Below are 25937 nucleotides of genomic sequence, written 5' to 3' on the forward strand. Positions count from 1 at the left end.
GGTTAGCTGGCAGAAGGGAATGCGCCCGCTACGGGCGCATGATTTTCTTCAGGTTCTCTTTGTTCTCGCCCTCTTTCTGGCGATCGATCCACTGATTCAGCCGTGATTTCGCCTCACTCTGCAGCCGGTTACGCAGAACGTCATCCACCGGCAGAGAGTATTGCAGGCTGTCCCAGCGACCATACATGCGCAGCGGAACCGGCTGACTGGAGAGCGCCTTCACCAGCGCATCATCGCCACGCCAGCCGCTGATTTTCAGCCCCAGGGTCATATCCAGCTGTTGCTGCACCATGTCAACTTTGCCCGCACCCTGCAGGCCCAGATTCTGTCCGTTGCCATTGATATCGCTGAAGCTGAGTACGCCCTTATTCAGCGCCACCTGTGCGCTAATCGACTCAATCCCCTCATCCACCGCCTGATCGCTGCTGACCTTATCGCTGACCCGCGCCACGGCACGCTGCACCATCTGCTGCAGATTCAGCTGTGCCAGCTTCAGGTTGCTGGCGCTGATGGTCGCCCTGCCCTGCCAGCGACGTTTGGCTGCTTCGACCGTCAGCGTATCACCCGACAGGTCGCCATCCAGACTCAGGTTCCCCTGCACACTTTCCGGCAGTTCAAACGCTTTAAGCAGCGGCTGAATCGCAATTAAACGGAGTTGGGGTTTAAGGCTGACCCGCGTCTCTGGCTGACGGATATCGATACTGCCGGGAATGGAGAAGCTGCCATTGCCCAGCTTGCCGCTGAGCGTCTTCAGCGTCATCACTCCCTGCTGATTGCTGGCGTTCACCGAAAGACTGGTCAGAGAGAGTCCGCGCCATACCGCATTGTCAGCCTGTAACTTCAGCGCCAGATCCAGGTCATTCAGCGGAGAGTCGGCGTTGGTGCGTTCCCGCGGCGCAGCAATCACCGGCGAACGGGCTACGGTGGCGTGCTGCACGCCAGGTGCGTCAGAGACGGGCGCACTGGTGAGTAAATTATCGACGTTAAGGTTGCTGGCTTTCAGATCCAGCGCCAGCTGCTGCGGTGGCGCAATATGGCCACTGCCCTGCCCGGTCAGGGTGCTGTCATTGGCGGTGAGCTGCAGATTACTGAAGGAGAGCTGCTGGCGGTCGCCATCCCACTCGCCCTGCAGGCTCAGCGAGCCTTTGATCCCCTGGGCCGGAATGTCGGCGCCGGACAAGGTGTAATCAAGCTGCTGCAACTGGCCGCTGAGGCGATGGGGATATTGCGCGGCATCCAGCTGGCCTTTTAGATTCAGTGTGGCGTTGCGCTGGTTGCGCATCAGCGTGGTGCTCAGCGACAGCGTCGCCAGCTTGTTCGCGTCCTGTTCCATATTAATGTTGAGGTCGCGGAAATTATATTCGTCGCCGCCTGGCTGCTGCCAGATCAACAGACTGTCTGCTACCCGCAGTTTAGCGATATCGAATGACCAGCCGCTGGAAGGCGAAGCCGGCTCCGCATCACGCGGACCCTGGGGCGCATTTCTGGCACGCTGCGCGCGGCTATCTGGCGTCACCCGCACTATCGCATTTTTCAGCATCACCTGGCTGACGCTGAGCTGATGGGATAACAGTGGCCAGAGATCTACATCCAGCCGCATGTTTTCCGCCGAGACCATTGGCTGGCTGGCCCCCGGCGCGGTCAGGCTCATCCGGCCGGCCAGAATGCTGAGCTGAGGCCAGACGTGCCAGCGCAGATCGCTGCTGACCTCAAGGCGATAACCACTGCGTTGTTCGACCTGCTGCACCATATAGGCACGAAAGTCGTTGGGATTGACCAGCAGCACCAGCGCGCTCATTCCCGTTACGGCCACCACTAACAGGATGGCCAGCGTGGTTATCACTCTTTTCATTACATCCTCAGATCAGTCTTTGTCGATACGGCTGGCATCAGCGCCCTGCTGACCGCGATATTTCGCATCTTCACGCCGGTTGTAGGGACGCGCAGCCGGGCCTGAAAGCGGTTCAAAACTCAGCGCGCCGATCAACATGCCGGGACGCAGAGCCAGCGGCAGTTTACCTGAATTGTAGAACTCCAGCACGATACGGCCCTGCCAGCCAGGATCGATGCGGTGAGCCGTAACGTGTACCATCAACCCAAGTCGCGCCAGCGATGAACGGCCATCCAGCCAGCCGACCAGATCGTCAGGCAGCGTCACGGACTCCAGCGTCACCGCCAGCGCCAGCTCTCCCGGATGGAGGAAAAAGGCTTCGCCATCAGGCAATACGATCTCATCGCTCATGACCCGATCCAGTGCCGCGCTCACTTCCTGTTTCGGGCCGCTCAAATCGATAAAGGCCGCGGTATGACCGCTGAAGGTGCGGAACTGATTACCCAGACGCACATCGACGGTGGCTCCGTTAATGCGCTCGACCGGCGGGCGTGGCTCAATGGCCAGTTTGCCATTGTCCAGCCAGGCTTCAATATCGCGATCGCATAATCTCATTGCGGTAACTCCATGGCATAAGTGTAGCAAACCGGCATGCTTGCCTGCCGCCGGTCTGCACCACGTCCGGACGGACGTGTGTTATTCAAAAAACTGGTTGATTTTCGCCTTGAGGATATCGATGGCGATACGGTTTTTTCCGCCGCGCGGCACAATGATATCGGCGTACTGTTTTGATGGCTCGATAAACTGCAGGAACATCGGACGCACGGTCTTCTGATACTGACTCATTACCGAATCCATTGAGCGGCCACGCTCATTGACGTCACGTTTCATACGACGCATCAGACAGATGTCGAGCGGCGTGTCCACGAAGATAGAGAAGTTGAGTTCCTGGCGCAGACGGGCATCGGTTAACAGCAGAATGCCTTCAAGGATGATGACCTTTTTTGCGCTCAGATGATGCGTTTGCTGGGTGCGGGTGTGCTCAACGTAGCTGTAGACCGGCAGCTCAATATCCTGACCGGCTTTGACCGCCTGCAGATGCTGCAACAGCAAATCATGATCCATCGCGCTCGGATGGTCATAATTGGTTTTAACCCTCTCTTCCATGGTGAGGTGACTTTGATCTTTGTAATAAGCATCTTCCGGGATGACCCCGATGTGCTCGCCACCTACCTGATCACGGATTTCACGATAGAGCGTGCTGGCAATTAAACTTTTACCGGATGCGGAAGCGCCGGCAATGCCTACAATCACGCACTGATGAGACTTGTCAGTCATACTTTTTTAAGACCTGATAACTGGAGCCTGCCACTGGTCACACTTTACGCGGGCAGCGGACGGGCCGAAATGGAGAGGGTGTGTTCGCGCTAAGTATAGGGATTTCGGCCTTTTGATGCCAGAGAAATGGCGTCGGCGACTTTTCAGACTTTCTCCTTTGGACGCCACTCATTTCACCGATAAACTAACGGCACACCATACTATAAAAAAAATGGCCTGCGCGGCGCGCTGTTCAGACAACGCGTGTCGCTAACGTGACGACCGAAGATGCATCAGGAGTGGTATGCACTGGAAGACTTTGACCTATTTTGGCGACAGCATGCTGTTGATTCCAACAGCCGTGATTATTGCGCTGATTTTGCCGTGGAAGAGTGATAATCGTCATACGGTCTTTTACTGGATTGTGGCATTTGGCCTGGCTGGCCTGACCGTCAGCATCTCTAAAATTCTGTTTCTGGGGTTTGGCATCGGCAGCGCCCGCTTTAATTTTACCGGTTTCAGCGGTCATAGTGCCATGTCCGCCACGCTGTGGCCGGTCATGCTATGGCTGATTTCCGGGCGCTGGTCCGCGATGTGGCGCATTGCGGCGATTGGGGTTGGCTATCTGATTCCCCTGATGGTCGGTTTCTCCCGCCTGGTCATCCACGCACACTCAAAAAGTGAGGTGGTCACCGGGCTGCTGCTGGGCTTCACGCTGAGCACGGCGTTTCTGATCTCCCAGCGTCGCACCTCGCTCAAAGGCTTCAGCTGGCCGCAGGTCGGTGCTGCGCTGTTAGTGCCGTTTGTATTGATGAGTCACGGTCGTGTCGCCACCACGCAGCAGTTCCTGGAGCGTTTCGCCGCCAGCCTTGCGGGCATGGAGAAACCCTATACCCGCGCCGATCTTTTCCGCCAGTAATCAACGTGCTGGCAATCAATCTTAGCGTGCCCGTCAATTCGCCGAATAACGGGCAATATTGATTTCACCCCTTTTTTCTTTGCCGGATGTGCTAGCATGCAGTGAGAGAATGACTGGTGCCTGATACGCCATTGTGGAGCGCTGCACCCTGCCGGAAGTCCGCATGACGATAGAGATCCTGTCCCCGCAAAATAGCACGCCAAACCGCTGGCTCTCGGCGCTGCTCCTTGGCTGCGTGGTGTTTGTCCTGACACTCTTCTGTCTGGAACTGATCGTCGTCAGCGGCAAAATCTCCCCGCTCTGGTTTCCGACTACGTTAATGACCGTCGTGGTTTTCCGCTGCCCGTCACGCCAGCTCCCGCTGCTGCTGACAGCCTGCGTGCTTGGCACCGCCGGGGCTAACGCCATCATCATCGGGCCTGCCCTCTCGAACATTAAATTCGCCCTGCTCAATCTTATCCAGGCCGGTGTGGGTGGCATGCTGCTGCGCGCCCTGCTGGATCGGCGCGCGCCGCTGGATTCACTGCATGACTGGGCACGGATGGTACTGTCGGTGGGCATCGTGACGCCGGTGCTCGGCGGCCTGCTGGCACTCTGGACGCTACAGGTCAGCGGCCACGCCTCGTTTCCCTTCTTTTATACCTGGGTGATCTCCGAAATCATCGGCATGCTGGTGTTAGGCCCGATGCTGTTACTTCTGCCGTGGCCGCTGCGTCGCACGGGGTTCAGCAATCTGCGCCTGGCCGAAGCTCTGCTGACGCTTCTTCTCACCCTCGGGGCCAGTTATCTGGCGCTGCGCTTTTTGCCGTGGCCCTTTACCTTTATCGTGGTGATCCTCTTCTGGTGCGCGGTCCGCCTGCCCAAGCTGCAGGCGTTCGTGCTGTTCTTCCTGAACGCCAGTTTTATCTCGATACTGCTCGCCTTTGATCTGGTCACCGTGGTGAACAACAACAGCGCGCTGGGCCCGGTCTCCAGCTGGCTGCCGTTCCTGCTGGTGCTAATCCCCAGTCACATTATGTCGCTGGTGATGGATGCGCTCCGGCGCGAAAAGCTCCATATCACTGACAGTGAAACCCGCTTCCGTCACGCCATGGAGTATTCCGCCATTGGGATGGCGCTGGTGGCGCCCCACGGCATCTGGTTGCAGGTCAACCGCTCGCTGTGCCAGATCCTGGGCTACCCGGCTGAGGAGCTGAAGCGGCTGACTTTTCAGCAGATCACCCATCCCGACGATCTCAGCCTCGATTTGCAACATGCGAACCGACTGCTGGCGGGTGAGATTGATACCTACACCTTTGAGAAGCGCTATTTCCGCAAAGATGGCGAGATTGTCTGGGCGCGGCTGACGGTATCGCTGGTGCGCGATGGTAACCAGGAACCGCTCTACTTTATTGCGCAGATTATCGATATCTCTGAGCTGAAGCAGAGCGAGCAGGTGAATCGCCGGCTGATGGAGCGTATTACGCTGGCCAACGAAGCGGGTGGCATTGGCGTATGGGAGTGGAACCTGCTGACCGGCGAGATGTTATGGGACAAGCGCATGTACGCGCTGTTTGGTCTTGCCCCGCATGAGTCACCCAGCTATGACCTCTGGATCCATCTGCTGCATCCCGCCGATCGCGAGTATGCCGCACTGACGGTGCAACAGGCGATTGAGCTTCGCAGCGCGTTTCACATGGAGTACCGCGTGGTCGATGACCAGGGACATCGCTGGGTGCGCACTCAGGCCAACCGGCTGCTGAGTAAAGAAGGCCGCATTGAGCGCATGCTGGGCATCTGTCAGGACATCACGCCGCTACGCAATCTTAACGAGGCGCTGTTTCAGGAGAAAGAGCGCATGGCGATCACCCTGGATTCGATCGGCGAAGCGGTCATCAGCACCGATAAAGAGATGCGCGTTGCCTTTATGAACCCGGTGGCGGAGAAAATGAGTGGCTGGTCGCAGGAGCAGGCCGCCGGTCAGCCGCTGAGTGAGCTGCTGCATATCACGCAGGGACGTAACGGCCCTGAGGTAGAGAGTTTGCTGTTATGCCAGCTGCCGCCGGAAAAAGTCACCCCCGGTCTCGCTGAAGATCTGGTGCTGCATACCCCGGACGGCGGCCATATCGATATTCACTACAGCATCACGCCGCTGCGTTCGGAAGCGGGTCTGGAACAGGGGGCGGTGATGGTCATTCAGGATGTGAGTGAGTCACGCAAACTGATGAAGCGCCTGAGCTACAGCGCGCTGCATGACACCCTGACCCGTCTGCCTAACCGCGCCAGCTTCGAACTTCAGCTTAAGCGTCTGCTGTTTGATGCCGCTGAACATCAGCATCAGCACGTGCTGGTGTTTATCGACCTTGATAAGTTTAAAGCGGTCAATGACAGCGCCGGGCATGCTGCAGGCGATGCGTTACTGCGCGAACTCTCCGATCTGATGCAGCACCCTCTGCGCAGCAGCGATTTCCTTGCGCGACTGGGCGGTGATGAGTTTGCGCTACTGATGCCCGATTGCGATATCGCACAGGCACATGATGTGGTGCAGCGCATTGTCGCCGCGGTAAATGATTACCGGTTCCAGTGGCTGGGACGCCTTTATCAGGTCGGTGCCAGCGCGGGCGTGACGCAGATTTCAGCAGAAAACTGTCAGAGCAGCGACGTGCTTTCGCAGGCGGACATCGCCTGTTACAACGCCAAACGCAGCGGGCGTGGACGGCTGGTGGTCTACGAACAGCATCGCTTACCGCTGTCGGGCAACCATCAGGGCATGGATGCGGCGATGATTGATGCGCTGCAGATCGAACTGCCCGCCTGGGCCGTTGCCCCGCCAAAAACGCCGCAGGCTGCCTTTATCTGGCTGCTTGAAGTGCAGCTGTTAACCGCTGACGGATTGCTGCTGGATGAGACACTGTTACGCAATAACCTGCCTGATGAAACGCTGCGTCGCCGGCTGGATAACAATATTCTTGAGGCTTTTTTCCGCCACGACGTGCAGCGGCTCAATAACAAAGGCATTCCGGTGATTCTGCCGCTTAATGCCCAGGTACTGAGTGATGCCGCCTTTGTGCAGCAACTCTGTCAGCGCTTTGTCGCCGCCGGACTCTCCAGCAGCGGCTGTGGTTTTGCTTTCCCTGCCGCCAGTGTGCTGAGCCAGGGCGATCAGCTCTATGCCGCGCTGCTGCAACTGCGGCAGTGCGGCTGCCGCATCGTATTGCAGCATTTTGGCCGTAATCTGGATGCTTTTAATCTGCTGAGTGACGAGGTGGTCGATTATCTGGTGCTGGCGCCTGAACTGGTTGCCAACGTTCACAATAATCTGATGGATGAGATGCTGCTGACCATCATTCAGGGCCAGGCCACACAGCGCAATATCTCGGTGCTGGCCGGTCCGGTTTCGGTACCGGCCCTGCTCAGCACCCTGGCTAACCTTGATGTTAATGGCGTCTGGGGCAGTGCCGTGGCGGAGCGCCAGCCGTTGCGTTCACTGGCTGAAGATCACATCTTCGCTATTCGTTAATTCCGGCGCTGCCCGCTTGCCACCCTGCTGAAGCTGCGCTAAAGTCGCCCCCTTTTTTCCGGCATGGGGGCGAAAATGTTCATAGGATTCGATTACGGCACGGCTAACTGCTCTATTGCAGTCAGCGAAAATGGCACGCCACGTCTGTTAACGCTGGAAAATGATCAGCGCCTGCTGCCGTCGATGATCTGTGCGCCGACCCGCGAGTCGATCAGCGAATGGCTCTATCGTCATCATCAGGTCGCGACACCTGACAGCGAAACCACGGCGCTGCTGCAGCGCGCGCTGCGATATAACCGCGAAGAAGATATCGATGTCCAGCCCAATAGCGTGCAGTTTGGCCTCACCGCGCTGCAGCACTATATGGTCGATCCCGAAGATGTCTGGTTCGTTAAATCCCCCAAATCGTTCCTCGGTGCTACTGGCCTGAAGCCACAGCAGATTGCCCTGTTTGAAGATCTGGTCTGCGCCATGATGCTGCACATCCGCAAGCAGGGTGAAAGCCAGCTTGATCAGGTTATCGATCAGGCGGTGATCGGACGCCCGGTCAACTTCCAGGGTTTAGGCAGTGAAGAGTCTAACCAGCAGGCTGAAGGTATTCTGCTGCGCGCCGCCCACCGCGCCGGTTTCCGCGACGTGGAGTTTCAGTTCGAACCGGTGGCGGCCGGACTCGATTTCGAAGCCACGCTACAGCAGGAGACGCGGGTACTGGTGGTGGATATTGGCGGTGGTACTACCGACTGCTCAATGTTGCTGATGGGGCCGAAGTGGCGTGATAAAGCTGACCGCCGTGAAAGTCTGCTGGGCCACAGCGGTTGCCGCGTCGGCGGTAACGACCTGGACATCATGCTGACGTTTAAGACCCTGATGCCGCTACTCGGTCTGGGCGGTAACACCCAGAAAGGCACCGCCCTGCCTGCGCTGCCGTGGTGGAATGCGATCGCCATCAATGATGTGCCGGCACAAAGTGACTTTTACAGTCCTGCCTGCGGAAAGTGGCTGCGGGATTTAGTGCGTGATGCGGAACAGGGTGACGTAGTGGCTCGCCTGCTGAAAGTGTGGCAGCAGAAGCTCAGTTATCGCCTGGTGCGCGCAGCGGAAGAGAGCAAGATTGCGCTGTCAGCCAGCCCGGCGCATACCGCCTCCCTGGACTTTATTGCCGCCGCATTAGAGACAGAGATTGGCGTGGATCAACTGCAGGATGCCATCAGTCAGCCGCTGGAGAAAATTCTGGAACAGGTGCAGCTGGCATTAGCCACCAGCCAGATTAAGCCTGATGTGATTTACCTGACCGGCGGCAGTGCGCGTTCGCCGTTGCTGCGCGCGGCGCTGCAGCAGACACTGCCGGATACACCGATTGCGGGCGGCGATGATTTCGCCTCCGTCACCGCAGGGCTGGCCCGCTGGGCGGAAGTGATGTTCCGCTAGGCTTGCACTGCAATAACAAAAACGGCACCTGAGGGTGTAGCGACAGGTGATAACGCAGGCTGGTGCCGGGCAGGGGCTGGCGGTCCTCGCGCCGCTGCGCGGTTCCTTCACTTCATTCGCCTGCCTGACGGACCGCCGGGGATGGCACATCCTGTGCCGCCCCGCCTTTCGCCCGCGTCCTGCGGGCTCTCCTGGCAGACTCATTCTGTTCAGCGCTGCGGATTGCCTGCCCCTGCCCGGCACCGGCCTGCTCTGAAACTTCAGTGTGTATTGTTAAAAAGGGCACGAGAGTGAAGGCCTGAGCGCCGCTGCTGCTGAAAGGGCTATCCGCAGCGCTGAGGCGTGACGGTGGGCCAGAAGTCCACGCCGGGAAGCGTGGACAGTTCGGGGCCGGCCAGGGAGGGCCGATCCCCGAACGGTTCGTCGGCACGACGTCAAAGCCGAAGGAACCGCGTGAGCGGCGCGAGGACGGCCCGGCAGCAGCAGAGGTGCTCAGGCCCGTACTGCGGCTCGCTCGCCCGGAAAATCAGAATGCAATATTGGCGCTGATACCGCCGATAAACGCATCTTTCACTTCACTGACTGCGCCAGGGGCAACCACATACTGCAGGTTAGGACGCAGTGACATCCAGTTAGTTACTTTAGCGTTGTAGTAAACCTCATAGTTGTACTCTGAGCCTTCCTGAATCGGCAGATAGGTCGGGCTGTCAAAGCGGCTCTCGCCATTAGCCTGATTCTGCTGACGCAGTGAGCGGGTATAGTCGCTGTTCACATGAATACGTGACGCGCCCACGCCGATCTCATCCTGAGGACGGGCATCAAACGGTCCTGTCCAGGTAAACGCAATAGACTGATAGTTGTCGGTCTTTGAGGTCTTGTGATCGTTCATCACCGCCTGCACCCGCACACCCAGACCGCGATTCACATCGCCGTCCTGCGCGGTCAGCTGTTGCTGTAACAGCAGATAGCCGCCATAGGAATGGGCCTGATCCTGATAGCCGCCGTTGCGCCAGCTGCCATAAACATCGCCATCCACCGAGGAATAGTAATAGCCGATGCGGTAGTTACCCGGTAATTTCTCCGGCCCGAAGGTTGGCTTCCAGCCCAGTTCGACCGGCACCAGATTCCCTTCTGAATTGCTGGTATCCAGACGGAAACCATCACCGCGATCGTAGTTAGCGCTGTTCTGATTATAGAAACCGACCTGGAAGAAAACGTCCGGCGTGATATTGAATTTCACCCGGCCGCCCCACTGCGAGACCGGCCAGTTAAACCAGCGATCGCCGCGCCAGTTACCCGCCTGCCCGCTGCCCAGCGCCAGGTTCTGGAACAGATTGCCATCGAAGTTATCGAAGTCTTCCCCTACCGTCACCCGCCCGGCTTTCACATCGACCACATCGTTAAACAATCCTTTGCGCAACCAGAACTGGGTCAGACGCCAGGTCTGGCCGCGACCGTAAACCTCCTGCACCGAGGAGAGCATACCGGTGCGTTGATCCGCGACCTGTTCAGAAAGATTCTGTCCGTTACGACTGGTCACGGTCATCTGGAACTCGGCATCCTGCCAGTCCAGCAACTTCTGCAGATCGAAATTGGTGCCAAACGACCACTGATCGCTGTAGCGCATGGTGGTATTGGTATCTGCCCCGCCGCCTAAATTCGCGGCGCTTTCCATGGTGTAGTTAACGTCAAACTTAATGCCGTCGTCCTGCAGCTGCGTTCGGTAACCGCCCCAGTCACCAAACATCCATTCGGAGTCCGGGCTCAGGGCGTCAGCGGCCAACGCCTGCGCGGAAAACATGGCCAGGATCAGGGTGCCGGTTGCCACACGGCGCAGCGGGAAACGCTGCTCTGCTTTTCTGTTTTTCATCTTGCTTATTCTTATGTAAGTTACGGAAAATGACGCGCAGAGGATAGTGCTGGATAACCTCTGTTTTTTGTAAATACGTGCGCATAATTACCCGTAACATCCGTTTATTAACGCATTTGTGATCGGGATCGCTGATTGGCTATTCTCTGGGCGGGGTGCGTATTTTTTGACAGGTGCAGCGTAAAAAGGGGCGCTATCGCCCCTTGTGTTTACTGGCTTGCCTGATTCAGTTGTTCAATCTGCGCCGGGGTCAGCGTCAGCTGCATCGCGCCAGTCAGATCGTCGAGCTGTTTCAGCGAGGTGGCACTGACAATCGGTGCGGTGATACCGGGACGGGCGATCAGCCAGGCCAGCGCCACCTGCGTTGGCGTCACCTGATGCGCTTCGCTAATAGCGTCCAGTGCGTCGAGGATCCGCAAACCGCGCGGGTTAAGGTATTTATCTACGACACCCTGACCGCGCGCGCTTTTACCCGCATCCGCCGCCTCGCGGTATTTGCCACTGAGAAAGCCGCTGGCGAGTGAATAGTAGTTGATCACGCCCAGCCCCTGCGCCATCACCACCGGCTCCAGCTCCGACTCATAGGGCTGGCGGTCATAAAGGTTGTATTCAGGTTGCAGGGTTTCATAGCGCGCCAGCCCCTGCGTTTCACTGACCTGCAACGCCTCCTGCAGCCGTGCCGCGCTGTAATTGGAAGCACCAATCGCCCGCACTTTGCCCTCTCTGATCAGGCTGTCGAAGGCGCTCAAGGTTTCCGCCAGCGGCGTATCCTGATCGTCGCGGTGCGCCTGGTAGAGATCGATATAGTCGGTCTGCAACCGGCGCAGTGAATCTTCAACTGCCTGACGGATATATTGCGGTTTCAGCCCGGTTTTCTCCGGCGACAATTCCATGCCAACCTTGGTTGCCAGCACGATCTGGTCGCGTTTGCCGCTTTTTTTCAGCCATTCACCCATAATGGTTTCCGATTCACCGCCTTTATTGCCCGGTGCCCAGCGGGAATAGACGTCGGCGGTATCGATAAACCACAGGCCTCGATCCACCAGCGCATCCAGCAGCGAAAAGGAGGTGGTTTGATCCACTGTCCAGCCAAACACGTTGCCGCCAAACGTCAGCAACGGCACCGCGATACCACTGTCACCCAACTGCCGGGTTTGATTCTGACTCATTTCCTGCTCCTTATTTGCCTGAAAAAACCGTCTGTCTTTCAGCATAGCAAAGTGATTTCACGGCTTTATGACGATTGTGATGCGATTAATGAAAGAACAGGCATAATTACCCCGCCCTGACAGATATCCTTATTTCCTTCAACTTCTGCCCGTCAGAGGCGGCTACACTCTGTCGTTTGCAGGCTACCCATTTGATGCCTGCGCCTGGGACTACGTCACTGCTGGAGAGCACCAACAATCATGAGCACCCGACATCCTGTTATGAAGAAAACCCTTATCGTGCTGGCCCTGATCGCCGTGGCCGCTGGCGGCTATTATGCCTGGCAGCGCCATGTCCAGCCGCAGAGCAGCAGTCAGAGTGACGCACCTGCGCCACGTGGCGGCAAAGGCGGCGGTGACGGTGCCCGTCGTCCCCTCGCGCCGGTTCAGGCCGCTACGGCTACCAGCCAGAGCGTGCCGCACTATCTGAGTGGACTGGGTACGGTGACCGCGGCTAACACGGCCACGGTGCGCAGCCGGGTCAATGGCGATCTGCTGGCAATCCACTTCACCGAAGGGCAGCAGGTGAAAGCGGGCGAGCTACTGGCAGAAGTCGACCCGCGGCCTTATCAGGTGGCGTTAACGCAGGCACAGGGCCAATTGGCGAAAGATCAGGCGACGCTGGCCAACGCCCGTCGTGACCTGGCACGCTTCGAGAAGCTGGCAAAAACCTCGCTGGTGTCGCAACAAGAGCTGGATACCCAGCGCTCACTGGTCAGTGAAACGCTCGGCACGCTGAAAGCGGATGAGGGAAGCGTCGCCAGTGCGCAGCTCAATCTTACCTACAGCCGGATCACTGCGCCGATTGCCGGCCGGGTCGGGCTGAAACAGGTGGACGTCGGCAACTACGTCACCAGCGGCGACACCACCGGTATCGTGGTGATCACCCAGACGCACCCGATTGATGTGGTCTTTACCCTGGCTGAGAACAGCATCAGTTCCATTCTCAAGGCGCAGAAAAGCGGTGAATCGCTGCTGGTGGAGGCCTGGGATCGCAGTAATCAGAATCTGATCGCCAGCGGCAAACTGCTAAGCCTTGATAACCAGATTGATGTCACCACCGGCACCATCAAAATCAAAGCGCGTTTTGATAATCAGGACGACACGCTGTTCCCCAATCAGTTCGTGAATGTGCGGCTGAAGGTCAACACCCTGCAGGATGCGATTGTTATCCCACCTGCCGCGCTGCAGATGGGCAACGAAGGCAACTTTGTCTGGGTGGTTAACAGTGACAACAAGGTCAGCAAGAAAAGCGTGATTGCCGGCTTGCAGGATAGCGAGAAAGTGGTGGTCAGCGCCGGTCTGGAGGCGGGCGAACGCGTCGTGACCGATGGGCTGGATCGCCTCACGGAAGGCGCAAAAGTCGAGGTGGTCGCGCCGCAGAGCAACGCACCGCGCGCTACCCGCGCCACCCTGCCGTCAAAAGGAGAGCGTGAGTAATGCAGGTCATGCCTCCCGATCATAGTGGCGGACCGTCACGCCAGTTTATCCTGCGGCCGGTCGCCACCACGCTGTTGATGATTGCGATCCTGCTGGCCGGGGTGCTGGGCTACCGCTTCCTGCCGGTCTCGGCGCTGCCGGAAGTCGACTATCCGACGATCCAGGTCGTCACGCTCTATCCGGGTGCCAGCCCGGATGTGGTCACCTCCTCCATCACCGCGCCGCTTGAGCGCCAGTTTGGTCAGATGTCTGGCCTGAAACAGATGGCGTCACAAAGCTCCGGCGGTGCCTCGGTGGTGACGCTGCAGTTCCAGCTGACGCTACCGCTGGATGTCGCAGAGCAGGAGTTGCAGGCTGCCATTAACTCCGCCACTAACCTGCTGCCCAACGACCTGCCTAATCCGCCGGTCTACAGCAAAGTGAATCCTGCCGATCCACCGATCATGACGCTTGCCGTCACCACGCGCAGCATGCCGCTGACGCAGGTGCAGGACATGGTGGAAACGCGGGTGGCGCAGAAAATCTCTCAGGTCAGCGGCGTCGGACTGGTGACGCTATCGGGCGGTCAGCGTCCGGCGGTGCGGGTGAAAATGAATGCGCAGGCGCTGGCTGCGCTGGGTCTGACCAGCGAAACGGTGCGGACCGCCATCAGCAATGCCAACGTTAACTCCGCCAAAGGCAGCCTGGATGGTCCGACCCGCTCAGTTACCCTGTCAGCCAATGACCAGATGAAATCAGCGGAGGATTATCGCCAGCTGATTATCAGCTACAAAAACGGCGCACCGGTGCGTCTTGGCGACGTGGCGACCATAGAACAGGGAGCAGAAAACAGCTGGCTCGGCGCCTGGGCCAACCGCGATGCGGCGATTGTGCTCAACGTTCAGCGTCAGCCTGGTGCCAATATCATCGCCACAGCAGATAATATCCGTGCCATGTTGCCCGCCCTGACCGCAGCCCTGCCGAAGTCGGTGGAGGTTAAACTGCTCACCGACCGCACCACCAATATTCGTGCTTCGGTCAACGACACGCAGTATGAGCTGATGCTGGCGATGGCGCTGGTGGTGATGATTATCTATCTGTTTCTGCGCAACGTGCCCGCCACGCTGATCCCGGCGGTTGCGGTGCCTCTGTCACTGATCGGCACCTTCGCGGCGATGTACTTCCTCGGCTTTTCAATTAACAACCTGACGCTGATGGCGCTGACCATCGCCACCGGCTTTGTGGTCGATGATGCCATCGTGGTGATTGAGAACATCTCACGCTATATCGAGAAAGGGGAAAAGCCGCTGACCGCCGCGCTGAAAGGTGCCGGCGAGATCGGCTTTACCATCATCTCCCTCACCTTCTCGCTGATTGCGGTCCTGATCCCGCTGCTGTTTATGGGCGACGTGATCGGCCGTCTGTTCCGCGAATTTGCCGTGACGCTGGCGGTGGCGATTCTGATTTCAGCGGTGGTGTCACTGACCCTGACGCCGATGATGTGCGCCAGGATGCTGAGCGCGGAGTCGCTGCGCAAACAGAACCGCTTTTCGCGGGCCAGCGAAGCGATGTTTGATCGTATCGTGGCCGCCTATGGCCGCGGCCTGAAACGGGTACTTAATCATCCCTGGCTCACGCTGTCGGTGGCGCTTGGCACCCTGGTGCTGACGCTGGTGCTGTGGATGATCATTCCGAAAGGCTTTTTCCCGCAGCAGGACAACAGCATTATTCAGGGCACGCTGCAGGCACCGCAGTCGGTCTCCTATGCCAGCATGGCGCAGCGCACCCGCGATGTCGCCTCCATCATCATGAAAGATCCGGCAGTGGAGAGCATGACTTCGTTTGTCGGCGTGGATGGCACCAATGCCTCGCTGAACAGCGCGCGTCTGCAGATCAACCTCAAACCGCTGGATCAACGCGACGACCGCATTCCTGCTATTCAGCAGCGTCTGCAACAGCAGGTCAGTGAGGTACCGGGCGTGCAGCTGTGGCTGCAGGCGGTGCAGGATCTCACCATCGATACCCAGGCGAGCCGTACGCCCTATCAGTTCACGCTGCAATCGGGTTCACTGTCGTCGCTCAGCACCTGGGTTCCGGCGCTGCTGACCCGGCTCAGCACCCTGCCACAGCTGCGCGATGTCAGCAGTGACTGGCAGGATCAGGGACTGGAAGCCTATGTCAAAGTGGACCGCGACAGCGCCAGCCGCCTCGGCATCAGCATGGCGGATGTCGATAACGCGCTGTACAACGCTTTTGGTCAGCGGCTCATCTCCACCATTTATACTCAGGCGAACCAGTATCGGGTGGTGCTGGAGCAGGACAATAGTGCCACTCCAGGCATGGAGAGCCTGGAGGCGATTCGCCTTAACAGCAGCGACGGCGGCAGCGTACCGCTGAGCGCCATTGCCCGCATTGAACAGCGCAACACGCCGCTCAGCATTAACCACCTCGACCAGTTCCCGTCGGCGACCTTCTCCTTCAACGTGGCTGACGGCTATTCGCTGGAAGATGCGGTGAAAGCGGTGTCGCAGGCTGAAGCCGAGCTTGGCATGCCCGCAGAGCTGATGACGCAGTTCCAGGGCAGCACGCTGGCGTTTGAGGCGGCGCTGAGCAGCACTGTCTGGCTGATTGTGGCGGCTATTGTGGCGATGTACATCGTGCTGGGCGTGCTTTATGAGAGCTTTATTCACCCCATCACAATTCTCTCAACGCTGCCTACGGCGGGTGTCGGCGCGCTGCTGGCGCTGATGCTCAGCGGCAATGAGCTGGATATCGTGGCGATAATCGGCATCATCCTGCTGATCGGCATCGTGAAAAAGAACGCCATCATGATGATCGACTTTGCGCTGGCGGCCGAACGTGAACAGGGTATGAAGCCTGTTGATGCCATTTATCAGGCCTGCCTGCTGCGCTTCCGCCCGATTCTGATGACCACGCTGGCCGCCCTGCTCGGCGCGCTGCCGCTGATGCTCAGCACCGGCGTCGGTGCCGAACTGCGTCATCCGCTGGGGATTGCCATGGTCGGCGGGCTGATTCTGAGCCAGGTGCTGACCCTGTTTACCACCCCGGTGATCTACCTGCTGTTTGATCGACTGGCGCACGCCACCCGCCGCCGCTTTGCCCGCACGGAGGCCGCAGAGTGAAGTTCTTTGCCCTGTTCATCAACCGGCCCGTCGCCACCACGCTGCTGACGCTGGCCATCGCACTGGCGGGGATGCTGGGTTTCCGGCTGCTGCCGGTGGCGCCGCTGCCGCAGGTTGATTTTCCGGTGATCGTTATCTCGGCTTCGCTGCCGGGTGCCGCACCGGAGATCATGGCGTCGTCGGTGGCCACGCCGCTGGAGCGCTCGCTGGGACGCATCGCGGGCGTCAGTGAAATGACCTCCACCAGTTCGCTGGGAAGCACCCGCATCATTCTGGTGTTTGATTTTGATCGCGACATCAACGGAGCCGCGCGCGATGTCCAGGCCGCGATTAACGCGGCGCAAAGCCTGCTGCCTACCGGGATGCCGTCGCGCCCGACCTATCGCAAAGTGAACCCTTCAGATGCGCCGATTATGATCATGACGCTGACTTCGGATACCTATAATCCGGGTCAGCTCTACGATTACGCCTCGACCCAGCTGGCGCAGAAACTGTCACAGATTGAGGGCGTGGGCGACGTCACCGTGGGCGGCAGCTCGCTGCCTGCGGTCCGCGTGGCCCTGAATCCACAGGCGCTGTTTAATCAGGGCGTCTCGCTGGATGCGGTGCGCACCGCCATTTCCAACGCCAATCAGCGACGGCCGCAGGGCGCACTGGATGATTCGCAGCAGCGCTGGCAGTTGCGTACCAATGACGCGCTGCAGACCGCCAGTGAGTATCAGCCGCTGATAGTGCATTACAACAACGGCGCGGCGGTCAGGCTGTCGGATGTGGCGACAGTCGAAGATTCAGTGCAGGACGTACGCAACGCCGGGATGTCGCGCGGTAAACCGGCGGTGCTGCTGCTGATCCGCAAGACGCCTGAAGCCAACGTCATCGATACGGTGGACCGCATCCGCGCCGAAATGCCGCTGCTGCATGAGGTGATCCCGGCCGCCATCGATCTGCAGATCGCTCAGGATCGCTCACCCACCATTCGCGCCTCGCTGCATGAGGTGGAGCAGTCGCTGGTGATCGCCGTGGCGCTGGTGATTCTGGTAGTGTTTGTTTTCCTGCGTTCGGGCCGCGCCACGCTGATCCCCGCCGTTGCGGTGCCGGTTTCGCTGATCGGCACCTTCGCCGCGATGTACCTGTGCGGCTTCAGCCTCAACAACCTGTCGCTGATGGCGCTGACCATCGCCACCGGCTTTGTGGTGGATGATGCGATTGTAGTGCTGGAGAACATTGCCCGACACGTAGAAGCGGGCATGAAGCCGCTGGCCGCCGCGCTGAAAGGGGTGCGTGAAGTCGGCTTTACCGTGTTGTCGATGAGCCTGTCACTGATTGCCGTGTTCCTGCCGCTGCTGATGATCGGCGGACTGATTGGCCGCTTCTTCTCAGAATTTGCCATTACGCTGTCGGTGGCTATCGTAATCTCGCTGTTTATCTCGGTCACCCTGACGCCGGTGATGTGCGCCTATCTGCTGAAGCCGCACGCGCCGCGCAGTCAGCCGCGTCAGCGCGGCGCGGGCCGGTTACTGATGGCGATCCAGCAGGGCTATGGCCGCTCGCTTAGCGTGGTACTGAACCATGCGCGCTGGGTGATGGTGCTGTTTTTCGCCACCATCGTCCTGACCGGCTGGCTGTTTGTCCATATTCCGAAAACTTTTATGCCGGAGCAGGATACCGGACGCCTTTCCGGGTTTATCTCTGCCGACCAGAGCATTTCGTTTCAGGCGATGCGCAGTAAGCTGCAGGATTTTATGGAGATTGTCGGGGCCGATCCGGCGGTGGAGAGCGTGGTGGGCTTCACCGGCGGGATGCGTACCAACAGTGGCTCCATGTTTATCTCGCTGAAGCCGCTGTCGGAGCGGAAAGAGAGCGCAGTGGAGATTATCGCCCGCCTGCGCAATAAGCTGGCGAAAGAACCCGGGGCGAGTCTCTATCTGAATGCGGTGCAGGATCTGCGCGTCGGCGGTCGGGAATCGAATGCCGGTTATCAATATTCCCTGCTGTCGGACGACCTTAAAGCCCTGCGTGAGTGGGAGCCAAAAATCCGTCAGGCGTTCTCTGCCCTGCCGCAGCTGGCGGATGTGAACTCCGATCAGCAGGATAAAGGCAGCGAGATGGCGCTGACCTATGACCGGGAAAGCATGGCGCGGCTTGGCATTGATGTCTCTCAGGCCAATGCCCTGCTGAATAACGCCTTTGGTCAGCGTCAGATCTCCACCATCTATCAGCCGCTTAACCAGTACAAAGTGGTGATGGAGGTCGATCCGCGCTACACCCAGGATATCAGCGCCCTTTCGCAGATGTTTGTAATAAACAGCGAAGGTAAAGCGATTCCGCTGTCGTGGTTCGCCCACTGGCAGCCCGCGAATGCGCCGCTCTCGGTCAATCATGAAGGGCTGTCTGCCGCCTCGACCATCTCATTTAACCTGTCGGAAGGGGTGTCGCTGTCGCAGGCGTCGGAGGCGATTGAACGCACCATGACCGCGATTGGCGTGCCCTCCAGCGTGCGCGGCAGCTTTGCCGGTACGGCGCAGGTGTTTCAGCAGTCGCAAAGCAATCAGCTCTGGCTGATGCTGGCGGCGATTGCGGCGGTCTATATCGTGCTGGGGATCCTTTATGAGAGCTATGTCCATCCGCTGACGATCCTCTCTACCCTGCCCTCGGCGGGTGTTGGCGCGCTGCTGGCGCTGGAGCTGTTCGATACGCCCTTCAGCCTGATTGCGCTGATCGGTATTCTGCTGCTGATCGGTATCGTGAAAAAGAACGCCATCATGATGGTCGATTTTGCGCTGGAGGCAGAGCGCAACGGCCAGCTCAGCGCGCGGGAAGCGATTTTCCAGGCGTGCCTGTTGCGCTTCCGGCCGATTATGATGACGACGCTGGCGGCGCTGTTTGGCGCGCTGCCGCTGGTGCTGACCAGCGGCGACGGCGCAGAGCTGCGTCAGCCGCTGGGGATTACCATTGCAGGCGGGCTGGTGATGAGCCAGTTACTGACGCTCTACACCACGCCGGTGGTCTATTTAATGATGGATAAGTTGCGCCGTAAAAAACGCCCGCTGGCTGCCGCGCAGCAGCCGTAACAGGTATGGCGGCAGCAGGCATCGGACGTGACGCCTTTATCGGGGGGATCGATGAGTACGCAAAGCACTAACGTCCGCTGGCAACTGTGGATTGTTGCCATCGGCTTCTTTATGCAGACGCTGGATACCACCATCGTGAATACCGCGATCCCGTCGATGGCGCACGATCTGGGTGTCAGCCCGCTGCACATGCACTCGGTCATCGTCTATTACGTGCTGACGGTGGCGGTGATGCTGCCGGTCAGCGGCTGGCTGGCCGATCGCTTTGGTGTGCGCAACATTTTCTTCTGCGCGATTGTGCTGTTCAGCCTGGGATCACTGCTGTGCGCCCTTTCCGGCACTCTGGATCAGCTGGTGCTGTCGCGGGTGGTTCAGGGGATTGGCGGGGCAATGATGGTGCCGGTGGGTCGCCTGACGGTGATGAAAATCGTGCCGCGCGAGCAGTATATGTCCGCCATGACGTTTGTCACTCTGCCCGGCCAGATTGGCCCGCTGCTGGGTCCGGCACTGGGCGGTGTGCTGGTGGAGTACGCCAGCTGGCACTGGATCTTTCTGATCAATATCCCGGTCGGCATTGCAGGCGCTATCGCCACCCTGATGCTGATGCCCAACTACAGCATGCATACGCGGCGCTTTGATTTCGGCGGTTTTATCCTGCTGGCCGCCGGAATGGCAACCCTGACACTGGCGCTGGATGGTCAGCGCAGCAGTGGCGGCTCTCCGCTGCTGCTGGGTGCCATGATCCTCATTGGTATGTTCTCTCTGCTGTTCTACCTGATGCATGCGCGCAGCAATGATAATGCGCTGTTCAGCCTGAAGCTGTTTGATAATCGCATCTACTCCATTGGCCTGCTCGGCAGTTTTACCGGCCGCATCGGCAGCGGCATGCTGCCCTTTATGACGCCTATCTTTCTGCAGCTCGGCATGGGTTACAGCCCGTTTCATGCTGGTCTGATGATGATTCCGATGGTGCTGGGGAATATGGGGATGAAACGCATTGTGGTGCGCATCGTCAATCTTTATGGCTACCGCAACGTGCTGGTGATGTCGACCGTGGCGCTGGCGCTGGTGGTCCTGCTGTTCCCGCTGGTGGCAATTCTGGGCTGGGTCTGGCTGCTGCCACTGGTGCTGTTTCTGCAGGGCATGGTCAACGCCATCCGCTTCTCTTCAATGAATACCCTGACGCTGAAGGAGCTGCCTGATGAGCTGGCGTCCAGCGGCAACAGCCTGCTGTCGATGATTATGCAGCTGTCGATGAGTATTGGCGTTACCGTGGCCGGGCTGCTGCTGGGGGCATTTGCTCAGGAAAGCGCAGCGAACAGCACGGCGGAACATCAGATGTTTATTTATACCTACCTTTGCATGTCGCTGATTATCATCCTGCCCGCGCTGGTGTTCTGGCGCGTGCCGCCACAGGTGAGTACCAACGTTGATTTGCGACGCCGGAGAAAAAAATGAGAGATAACCTGCGCCTGGGCATCGGTGCCAAACTGTTTATGGCGATTTTCGCCACCTGCATGCTGGTGCTGATTACCATGCACTGGGGGGTTCGCCTCAGTTTCGAGCATGGCTTTGTCGACTACATTAAGCGCGGCAACGAGCAGCGGTTAAATCTGCTCAGCGATGCCCTGGCCGATCAGTATGAGCAGCACGGCAACTGGGATTTTTTGCGCCACAACGATCGGCTGGTGTTCACCATGCTGCGCTCGCTGGAGCAGAATCCCGACAGTAACAGTCAGCTGCCGCCGCACGGCTGGCGCACCCAGTTCTGGATCCTCGATCAGCAATATAAAGTGCTGGCCGGGCCAAAATCGCCGGTGCCGCCCGAAGGCACGCGACGCAATATCACCACCAGCAATAATAAAGTGGTCGGCTGGGTCATCGGCTCGCCGCCGGAGCGGCTGACGCGCAGCACCGACATTAACTTTGATCAGCAGCAGCGGCGCACCAGCTGGATTATCGTCGGGCTGTCCACGCTGCTGGCGGCGCTGGCAACCTGGCTGATGGCGCGCGGTCTGCTGGCTCCGGTCAAACGACTGGTCGACGGCACCCATCATCTGGCGGCCGGTAATTTTGCTACCCGCGTTGAGGTCAGCAGCCGGGATGAGCTGGGCCAGCTGGCCAGGGACTTTAACCTCCTTGCCAGCTCGCTGGAGAAAAATGAGAGCATGCGCCGCGCCTTTATGGCCGATATCTCCCATGAGTTACGCACACCACTGGCGATCCTGCGCGGTGAACTGGAAGCGATGCAGGATGGAGTTCGCAAACTGACGCCGGAAGCGATCGCCTCGCTACAGAGCGAAGTGGTGGTGCTGACCAAGCTGGTCGACGATCTGCATCAGCTGTCGCTGTCCGATGAGGGCGCCCTTGCCTACCGCAAACAGGCAACCGATCTGGTGCAGCTGCTGGAAGTGACGGCAGGCAGCTTTGCCGAACGCTATCGGGCACACGGCCTGACGCTGAAACTCAATCTGCCCGATAACGCCCCCTTCTTTGGCGACCCCGACCGCCTGATGCAGTTGTTCACTAATCTGCTGGAGAACAGCCTGCGCTACACCGACAGCGGGGGCCGGGTTGAAGTGACGCTGAACTATGAGGCGCCCAACTGGCGCATCGAGTTTGATGACAGCGCACCGGGCGTGGATGGGGAACATCAGGCCCAGATTTTTGAGCGCTTCTTCCGCACCGAAGGCTCGCGCAATCGCGCCAGCGGCGGCTCGGGACTGGGCCTGGCCATCTGTAAAAATATCGCTGACGCGCATGGCGGCGATATTCATGCGGCGCACTCTGATTTAGGTGGACTGAAAATCGCGCTACACTTGCGCTATGTTCCCCTTGTGTAGACGCTTATGAGCCTGGAAAACCACGACCCGCTGATTCTGGTGGTCGAAGATGAGCCGAAACTGGCGCAGCTGATGATCGATTATCTGCATGCCTCGAACTACCGTACCCATCACATCGCCGACGGTAACGCGGTGCTGGAGTATGTGCGCCAGACGCCACCCGACCTGATGCTGCTGGATTTGATGCTGCCAGGCACCGACGGTTTAACGCTGTGCCGTGAAATCCGTCGTCATTCCGAGCTGCCGATCATTATGGTCACCGCCCGTACCGAGGAGATCGATCGGCTGCTGGGGCTGGAGCTGGGCGCGGATGACTACATCTGTAAGCCCTTCAGCCCGCGTGAAGTCGTGGCGCGAGTTAAAACGATTCTGCGCCGGGTAAAACGGTCGGCGGAAGAGCCGCAAAGCGCCTCGTTACTTCGCGTCGATGAGAGCCGCTTCTTCGCCAGCTGGCGCGAAAAACCGCTGGATTTAACACCGGCGGAGTTCCGCCTGCTGAAAACGCTGTCGCTGGAGCCGGGCAAGGTCTTTTCACGCGAACAGCTGCTCAACCATCTCTATGATGACTACCGCGTGGTCACGGACCGCACCATCGACAGCCATATCAAGAACCTGCGGCGCAAGCTGGAGACTCTCGACAGCGAGCAACCTTTTATCCGCGCCGTCTACGGCATGGGCTATCGCTGGGAAGCCGATGCCTGTCATTTGATCTAGTTTGATCCTGATCAATTTACTTCCCTTTTCTCACTGCCTACAATTCCGCACCTTTTGCAGGGCTTAACTGCCCTGCACCTGCCGCCTGAGGCGACATGCTGACCTGACATCAGTGAGAAAATCATGAAACCCGAACTGCTTTCCCCCGCTGGCACCCTGAAGAACATGCGTTACGCGTTTGCTTATGGTGCCGATGCCGTTTATGCCGGCCAGCCGCGCTACAGCCTGCGGGTGCGCAACAACGAATTCACCCACGAAAACCTCGCACTGGGCATCAGTGAAGCGCACGCGCTGGGTAAAAAATTCTACGTGGTGGTGAACATTGCGCCGCACAACGCCAAGCTGAAAACCTTTATACGTGACTTAGCGCCGGTAGTGGCGATGCAGCCCGACGCGCTGATCATGTCCGATCCCGGCCTGATCATGCTGGTGCGCGACGCTTTCCCGACGATGCCGGTTCATCTGTCGGTGCAGGCCAATGCGGTCAACTGGGCCACGGTAAAGTTCTGGCAGCAGATGGGCCTGAGCCGGGTGATTCTGTCACGTGAGCTGTCGCTGGAGGAGATCGCCGAGATCCGCCAGCAGGTCCCGGAGATGGAGCTGGAAGTCTTTGTCCATGGCGCACTCTGCATGGCCTACTCCGGTCGTTGCCTGCTCTCCGGCTATATGAACAAACGCGACCCGAATCAGGGAACCTGCACCAACGCCTGCCGCTGGGAGTATAAAGTGGCGGAGGGTCAGCAGGATGAGGTGGGGAATATCGTTGGTACCCACACGCCTGTCGCCGTACAGGATGTGACGCCAACGCTGGGCGTTGGTCAGCCCACCGACAAGGTGTTTCTGCTGGAAGAGAAGATGAAGCCCGGCGAGGTGATGAGCGCGTTCGAAGATGAGCACGGCACCTACATCATGAACTCGCGGGATCTGCGCGCGGTTGCCCACGTGGAGCGGCTCAGCGAGATGGGCGTTCATTCGCTGAAGATCGAGGGACGCACCAAGTCCTACTACTACTGCGCCCGCACCGCTCAGGTTTATCGCCGGGCGATTGATGATGCCGCTGCCGGTAAGCCGTTTGATCCCTCACTGCTGTTAACCCTGGAAGGCCTGGCACATCGTGGCTATACCGAAGGTTTCCTGCGCCGCCACACTCACGACAGCTACCAGAATTATCAGCAGGGCTTTTCGGTGTCCGACCGCCAGCAGTTTGTCGGCGAATTCACCGGCGAACGCCGGGGCGAATGGGCTGAAGTGGCGGTGAAGAATAAGTTTATGCTGCACGACAGCGTGGAGATCATGACGCCTCAGGGGAACCTGAATTGCCAGCTGGAAGCGCTGCAGAATGCACGTGGTGAGCCCACTGAAGTTGCCCCGGGCGATGGCCATCGCGTCTGGCTGCGGGTGCCAGAGGAGGTGGATCTGCGTTTTGCACTGCTGCTGCGCAACTTCGATCACGGTGAAGATACCCGGGACCCTCATAATCGTTTACCAACGGAAACATTTTGAGGAAATCAGAACAGGATCACAGACCCCTGCGCGGCGCTGCTTTATAGTCCCGCCTGCTGCTAACGAGTAACAATAAACGGCAGATTTACCAGGAACCACCTCATTTACCCGCCCGGCTCCCCCGTGCGGGTTTTCTTTTTTCTCTCTTTCGCCAATAATTTACTGCTGGCAGCTGTGTTATAAATCCCTTCTTACTCTGTAGATCTTCAAGGAACGCAAAATGGATAATAAACCGCTTACGCTGCTCATCCTGAACGGGAAAGGCGCGGGTAATGATGATCTGCGCGAAGCTATTACGACCCTGCGTGAAGAAGGCTTCGACATTGCGGTGCGTGTCACATTTGAAAAAGGTGACGGCGATCGGTACGTCAAAGAGGCCATTGCGCTGCAGGCCGCGACCGTGGTGGCCGGTGGTGGCGATGGCACCATCAATGAAATTGCGACAGCGCTGGCTTCTTCTGAAGCGGATCATCGCCCGGTGCTGGGCATCCTGCCGCTGGGTACCGCCAACGATTTTGCCACCAGCGTCGGCATCCCGGAAGAGATGGAACCGGCACTGCGACTGGCGATTCAGGGCAAAGCCAGTGCCATCGATCTGGCCAGGGTAAACCAGAGCCACTACTTCATCAATATGGCGACCGGCGGGTTTGGCACCCGAATCACGACTGAAACCCCGGAAAAGCTGAAGTCGGCGCTGGGTGGCGTCTCCTACTTTATTCACGGCCTGATGCGCATGGATACGCTGAAACCGGATACCTGCGAGATCAGCGGCCCCGATTTCGCCTGGCAGGGTGATGCGCTGGTGATCGGTATCGGTAATGGTCGTCAGGCGGGCGGCGGTCAGCGGTTATGCCCTTCTGCCCTGATCAACGATGGCCGACTTGACGTCAGTGTTGTCACCGCGCAGGAGTTGCTGCCTACCCTGCTGCACTCGCTGACCGGCGACGATGACAATCCCGGCATCGTCACCACGCAACTGGAATCACTGACGATCCGTTCTCCGCATGAGATGACCTTTAACCTCGATGGCGAGCCGCTTTCCGGGCGCGAATTCGTGATTGAGGTGATGGCGGGCGCGCTGAGCTGCCGCCTGCCGCCACAGTGCGCGCTGCTTGCCTGAACCGACATCAGGGGCGAAAGCCCCTTTTTCTTCTGCTGCCATTAGCGCCCAT

At 58.8% G+C, this 25937-nt stretch carries 16 protein-coding genes; 11 read left to right on the top strand and 5 right to left on the bottom strand.

Features of this window, described 5'->3' with window-relative positions; translation table 11 throughout:
* Positions 1 to 28 precede the first annotated feature (28 nt).
* From asmA to udk, 3 genes are all read right to left on the bottom strand, one after another.
* On the bottom strand, positions 29 to 1852 hold the full coding sequence (gene asmA, locus GVJ63_RS06420; protein ID WP_159226581.1) for an outer membrane assembly protein AsmA: 1824 nt from the start codon (positions 1850 to 1852) through the stop codon (positions 29 to 31).
* A gap of 12 nt (positions 1853 to 1864) precedes the next feature.
* Positions 1865 to 2446, bottom strand: a complete 582-nt coding sequence (gene dcd, locus GVJ63_RS06425) for a dCTP deaminase (RefSeq protein WP_004571280.1) — start codon at positions 2444 to 2446, stop codon at positions 1865 to 1867.
* 81 nt (positions 2447 to 2527) lie between these two features.
* A complete protein-coding gene (gene udk, locus GVJ63_RS06430) occupies positions 2528 to 3169 on the bottom strand; it encodes a uridine kinase (RefSeq protein ID WP_010670982.1) in 642 nt (213 codons plus the stop codon).
* A 283-nt stretch (positions 3170 to 3452) separates the two neighbouring features.
* Between udk and GVJ63_RS06435 the strand changes: the two genes are divergently transcribed.
* The 3 genes from GVJ63_RS06435 (at position 3453) to yegD (ending at position 8994) form a co-directional block, all read left to right on the top strand.
* Complete coding sequence (locus tag GVJ63_RS06435) at positions 3453 to 4067, top strand: phosphatase PAP2 family protein (RefSeq protein ID WP_010248160.1); 615 nt, start codon at positions 3453 to 3455, stop codon at positions 4065 to 4067.
* 163 nt (positions 4068 to 4230) lie between these two features.
* On the top strand, positions 4231 to 7566 hold the full coding sequence (locus GVJ63_RS06440) for a diguanylate cyclase (RefSeq protein ID WP_159226582.1): 3336 nt from the start codon (positions 4231 to 4233) through the stop codon (positions 7564 to 7566).
* Between the two features lie 75 nt (positions 7567 to 7641).
* A complete protein-coding gene (gene yegD, locus GVJ63_RS06445; protein WP_033788265.1) occupies positions 7642 to 8994 on the top strand; it encodes a molecular chaperone in 1353 nt (450 codons plus the stop codon).
* 526 nt (positions 8995 to 9520) lie between these two features.
* On the opposite strand, the gene GVJ63_RS06450 is transcribed toward yegD, so the two are convergent.
* Complete coding sequence (locus tag GVJ63_RS06450; RefSeq protein WP_010248170.1) at positions 9521 to 10864, bottom strand: carbohydrate porin; 1344 nt, start codon at positions 10862 to 10864, stop codon at positions 9521 to 9523.
* A gap of 209 nt (positions 10865 to 11073) precedes the next feature.
* Positions 11074 to 12033, bottom strand: a complete 960-nt coding sequence (locus GVJ63_RS06455; RefSeq protein ID WP_010670985.1) for an aldo/keto reductase — start codon at positions 12031 to 12033, stop codon at positions 11074 to 11076.
* A gap of 240 nt (positions 12034 to 12273) precedes the next feature.
* Here GVJ63_RS06455 and GVJ63_RS06460 point away from each other — a divergent pair, with 240 nt between their 5' ends.
* The 8 genes from GVJ63_RS06460 to yegS all read left to right on the top strand — a co-directional run bounded on the left by GVJ63_RS06460 (position 12274) and on the right by yegS (position 25885).
* Positions 12274 to 13512, top strand: a complete 1239-nt coding sequence (locus GVJ63_RS06460; RefSeq protein ID WP_159226583.1) for an MdtA/MuxA family multidrug efflux RND transporter periplasmic adaptor subunit — start codon at positions 12274 to 12276, stop codon at positions 13510 to 13512.
* The gene (locus GVJ63_RS06465) at positions 13512 to 16634 is read left to right on the top strand and encodes an MdtB/MuxB family multidrug efflux RND transporter permease subunit (protein WP_159226584.1); all 3123 of its coding nucleotides are present in this window, start codon (positions 13512 to 13514) and stop codon (positions 16632 to 16634) included. Before GVJ63_RS06460 ends, GVJ63_RS06465 begins: the two co-directional genes overlap by 1 nt.
* Positions 16631 to 19705: a multidrug efflux RND transporter permease subunit MdtC gene (gene mdtC, locus GVJ63_RS06470; protein ID WP_159226585.1), complete on the top strand. Its 3075-nt coding sequence runs from the start codon at positions 16631 to 16633 to the stop codon at positions 19703 to 19705. Before GVJ63_RS06465 ends, mdtC begins: the two co-directional genes overlap by 4 nt.
* Positions 19706 to 19756: 51 nt before the next feature.
* On the top strand, positions 19757 to 21163 hold the full coding sequence (locus GVJ63_RS06475; protein ID WP_159226586.1) for an MFS transporter: 1407 nt from the start codon (positions 19757 to 19759) through the stop codon (positions 21161 to 21163).
* Positions 21160 to 22548, top strand: coding sequence for a two-component system sensor histidine kinase BaeS (gene baeS / locus GVJ63_RS06480; RefSeq protein WP_010670989.1), 1389 nt, complete (start codon positions 21160 to 21162; stop codon positions 22546 to 22548). The genes GVJ63_RS06475 and baeS overlap by 4 nt, the downstream gene beginning before the upstream one ends.
* A 6-nt stretch (positions 22549 to 22554) precedes the next feature.
* The gene (gene baeR, locus GVJ63_RS06485) at positions 22555 to 23262 is read left to right on the top strand and encodes a two-component system response regulator BaeR (RefSeq protein ID WP_137228126.1); all 708 of its coding nucleotides are present in this window, start codon (positions 22555 to 22557) and stop codon (positions 23260 to 23262) included.
* A gap of 120 nt (positions 23263 to 23382) precedes the next feature.
* Positions 23383 to 24765, top strand: coding sequence for a tRNA 5-hydroxyuridine modification protein YegQ (gene yegQ / locus GVJ63_RS06490; RefSeq protein ID WP_159226618.1), 1383 nt, complete (start codon positions 23383 to 23385; stop codon positions 24763 to 24765).
* 220 nt (positions 24766 to 24985) lie between these two features.
* Complete coding sequence (gene yegS / locus GVJ63_RS06495; protein ID WP_033772226.1) at positions 24986 to 25885, top strand: lipid kinase YegS; 900 nt, start codon at positions 24986 to 24988, stop codon at positions 25883 to 25885.
* Positions 25886 to 25937 lie beyond the last annotated feature (52 nt).

Origin of the sequence: Pantoea sp. 18059 (assembly GCF_902706165.1) — a bacterium.
Classification (GTDB): domain Bacteria; phylum Pseudomonadota; class Gammaproteobacteria; order Enterobacterales; family Enterobacteriaceae; genus Pantoea; species Pantoea agglomerans.

Bases quoted from the DNA above. Each gene is read 5' to 3' on its own strand.
- asmA (WP_159226581.1), bottom strand. From the start codon at position 1,852: ATGAAAAGAGTGATAACCACGCTGGCCATCCTGTTAGTGGTGGCCGTA.
- dcd (WP_004571280.1), bottom strand. From the start codon at position 2,446: ATGAGATTATGCGATCGCGATATTGAAGCCTGGCTGGACAATGGCAAA.
- udk (WP_010670982.1), bottom strand. From the start codon at position 3,169: ATGACTGACAAGTCTCATCAGTGCGTGATTGTAGGCATTGCCGGCGCT.
- GVJ63_RS06435 (WP_010248160.1), top strand. From the start codon at position 3,453: ATGCACTGGAAGACTTTGACCTATTTTGGCGACAGCATGCTGTTGATT.
- GVJ63_RS06440 (WP_159226582.1), top strand. From the start codon at position 4,231: ATGACGATAGAGATCCTGTCCCCGCAAAATAGCACGCCAAACCGCTGG.
- yegD (WP_033788265.1), top strand. From the start codon at position 7,642: ATGTTCATAGGATTCGATTACGGCACGGCTAACTGCTCTATTGCAGTC.
- GVJ63_RS06450 (WP_010248170.1), bottom strand. From the start codon at position 10,864: ATGAAAAACAGAAAAGCAGAGCAGCGTTTCCCGCTGCGCCGTGTGGCA.
- GVJ63_RS06455 (WP_010670985.1), bottom strand. From the start codon at position 12,033: ATGAGTCAGAATCAAACCCGGCAGTTGGGTGACAGTGGTATCGCGGTG.
- GVJ63_RS06460 (WP_159226583.1), top strand. From the start codon at position 12,274: ATGAGCACCCGACATCCTGTTATGAAGAAAACCCTTATCGTGCTGGCC.
- GVJ63_RS06465 (WP_159226584.1), top strand. From the start codon at position 13,512: ATGCAGGTCATGCCTCCCGATCATAGTGGCGGACCGTCACGCCAGTTT.
- GVJ63_RS06475 (WP_159226586.1), top strand. From the start codon at position 19,757: ATGAGTACGCAAAGCACTAACGTCCGCTGGCAACTGTGGATTGTTGCC.
- baeS (WP_010670989.1), top strand. From the start codon at position 21,160: ATGAGAGATAACCTGCGCCTGGGCATCGGTGCCAAACTGTTTATGGCG.
- baeR (WP_137228126.1), top strand. From the start codon at position 22,555: ATGAGCCTGGAAAACCACGACCCGCTGATTCTGGTGGTCGAAGATGAG.
- yegS (WP_033772226.1), top strand. From the start codon at position 24,986: ATGGATAATAAACCGCTTACGCTGCTCATCCTGAACGGGAAAGGCGCG.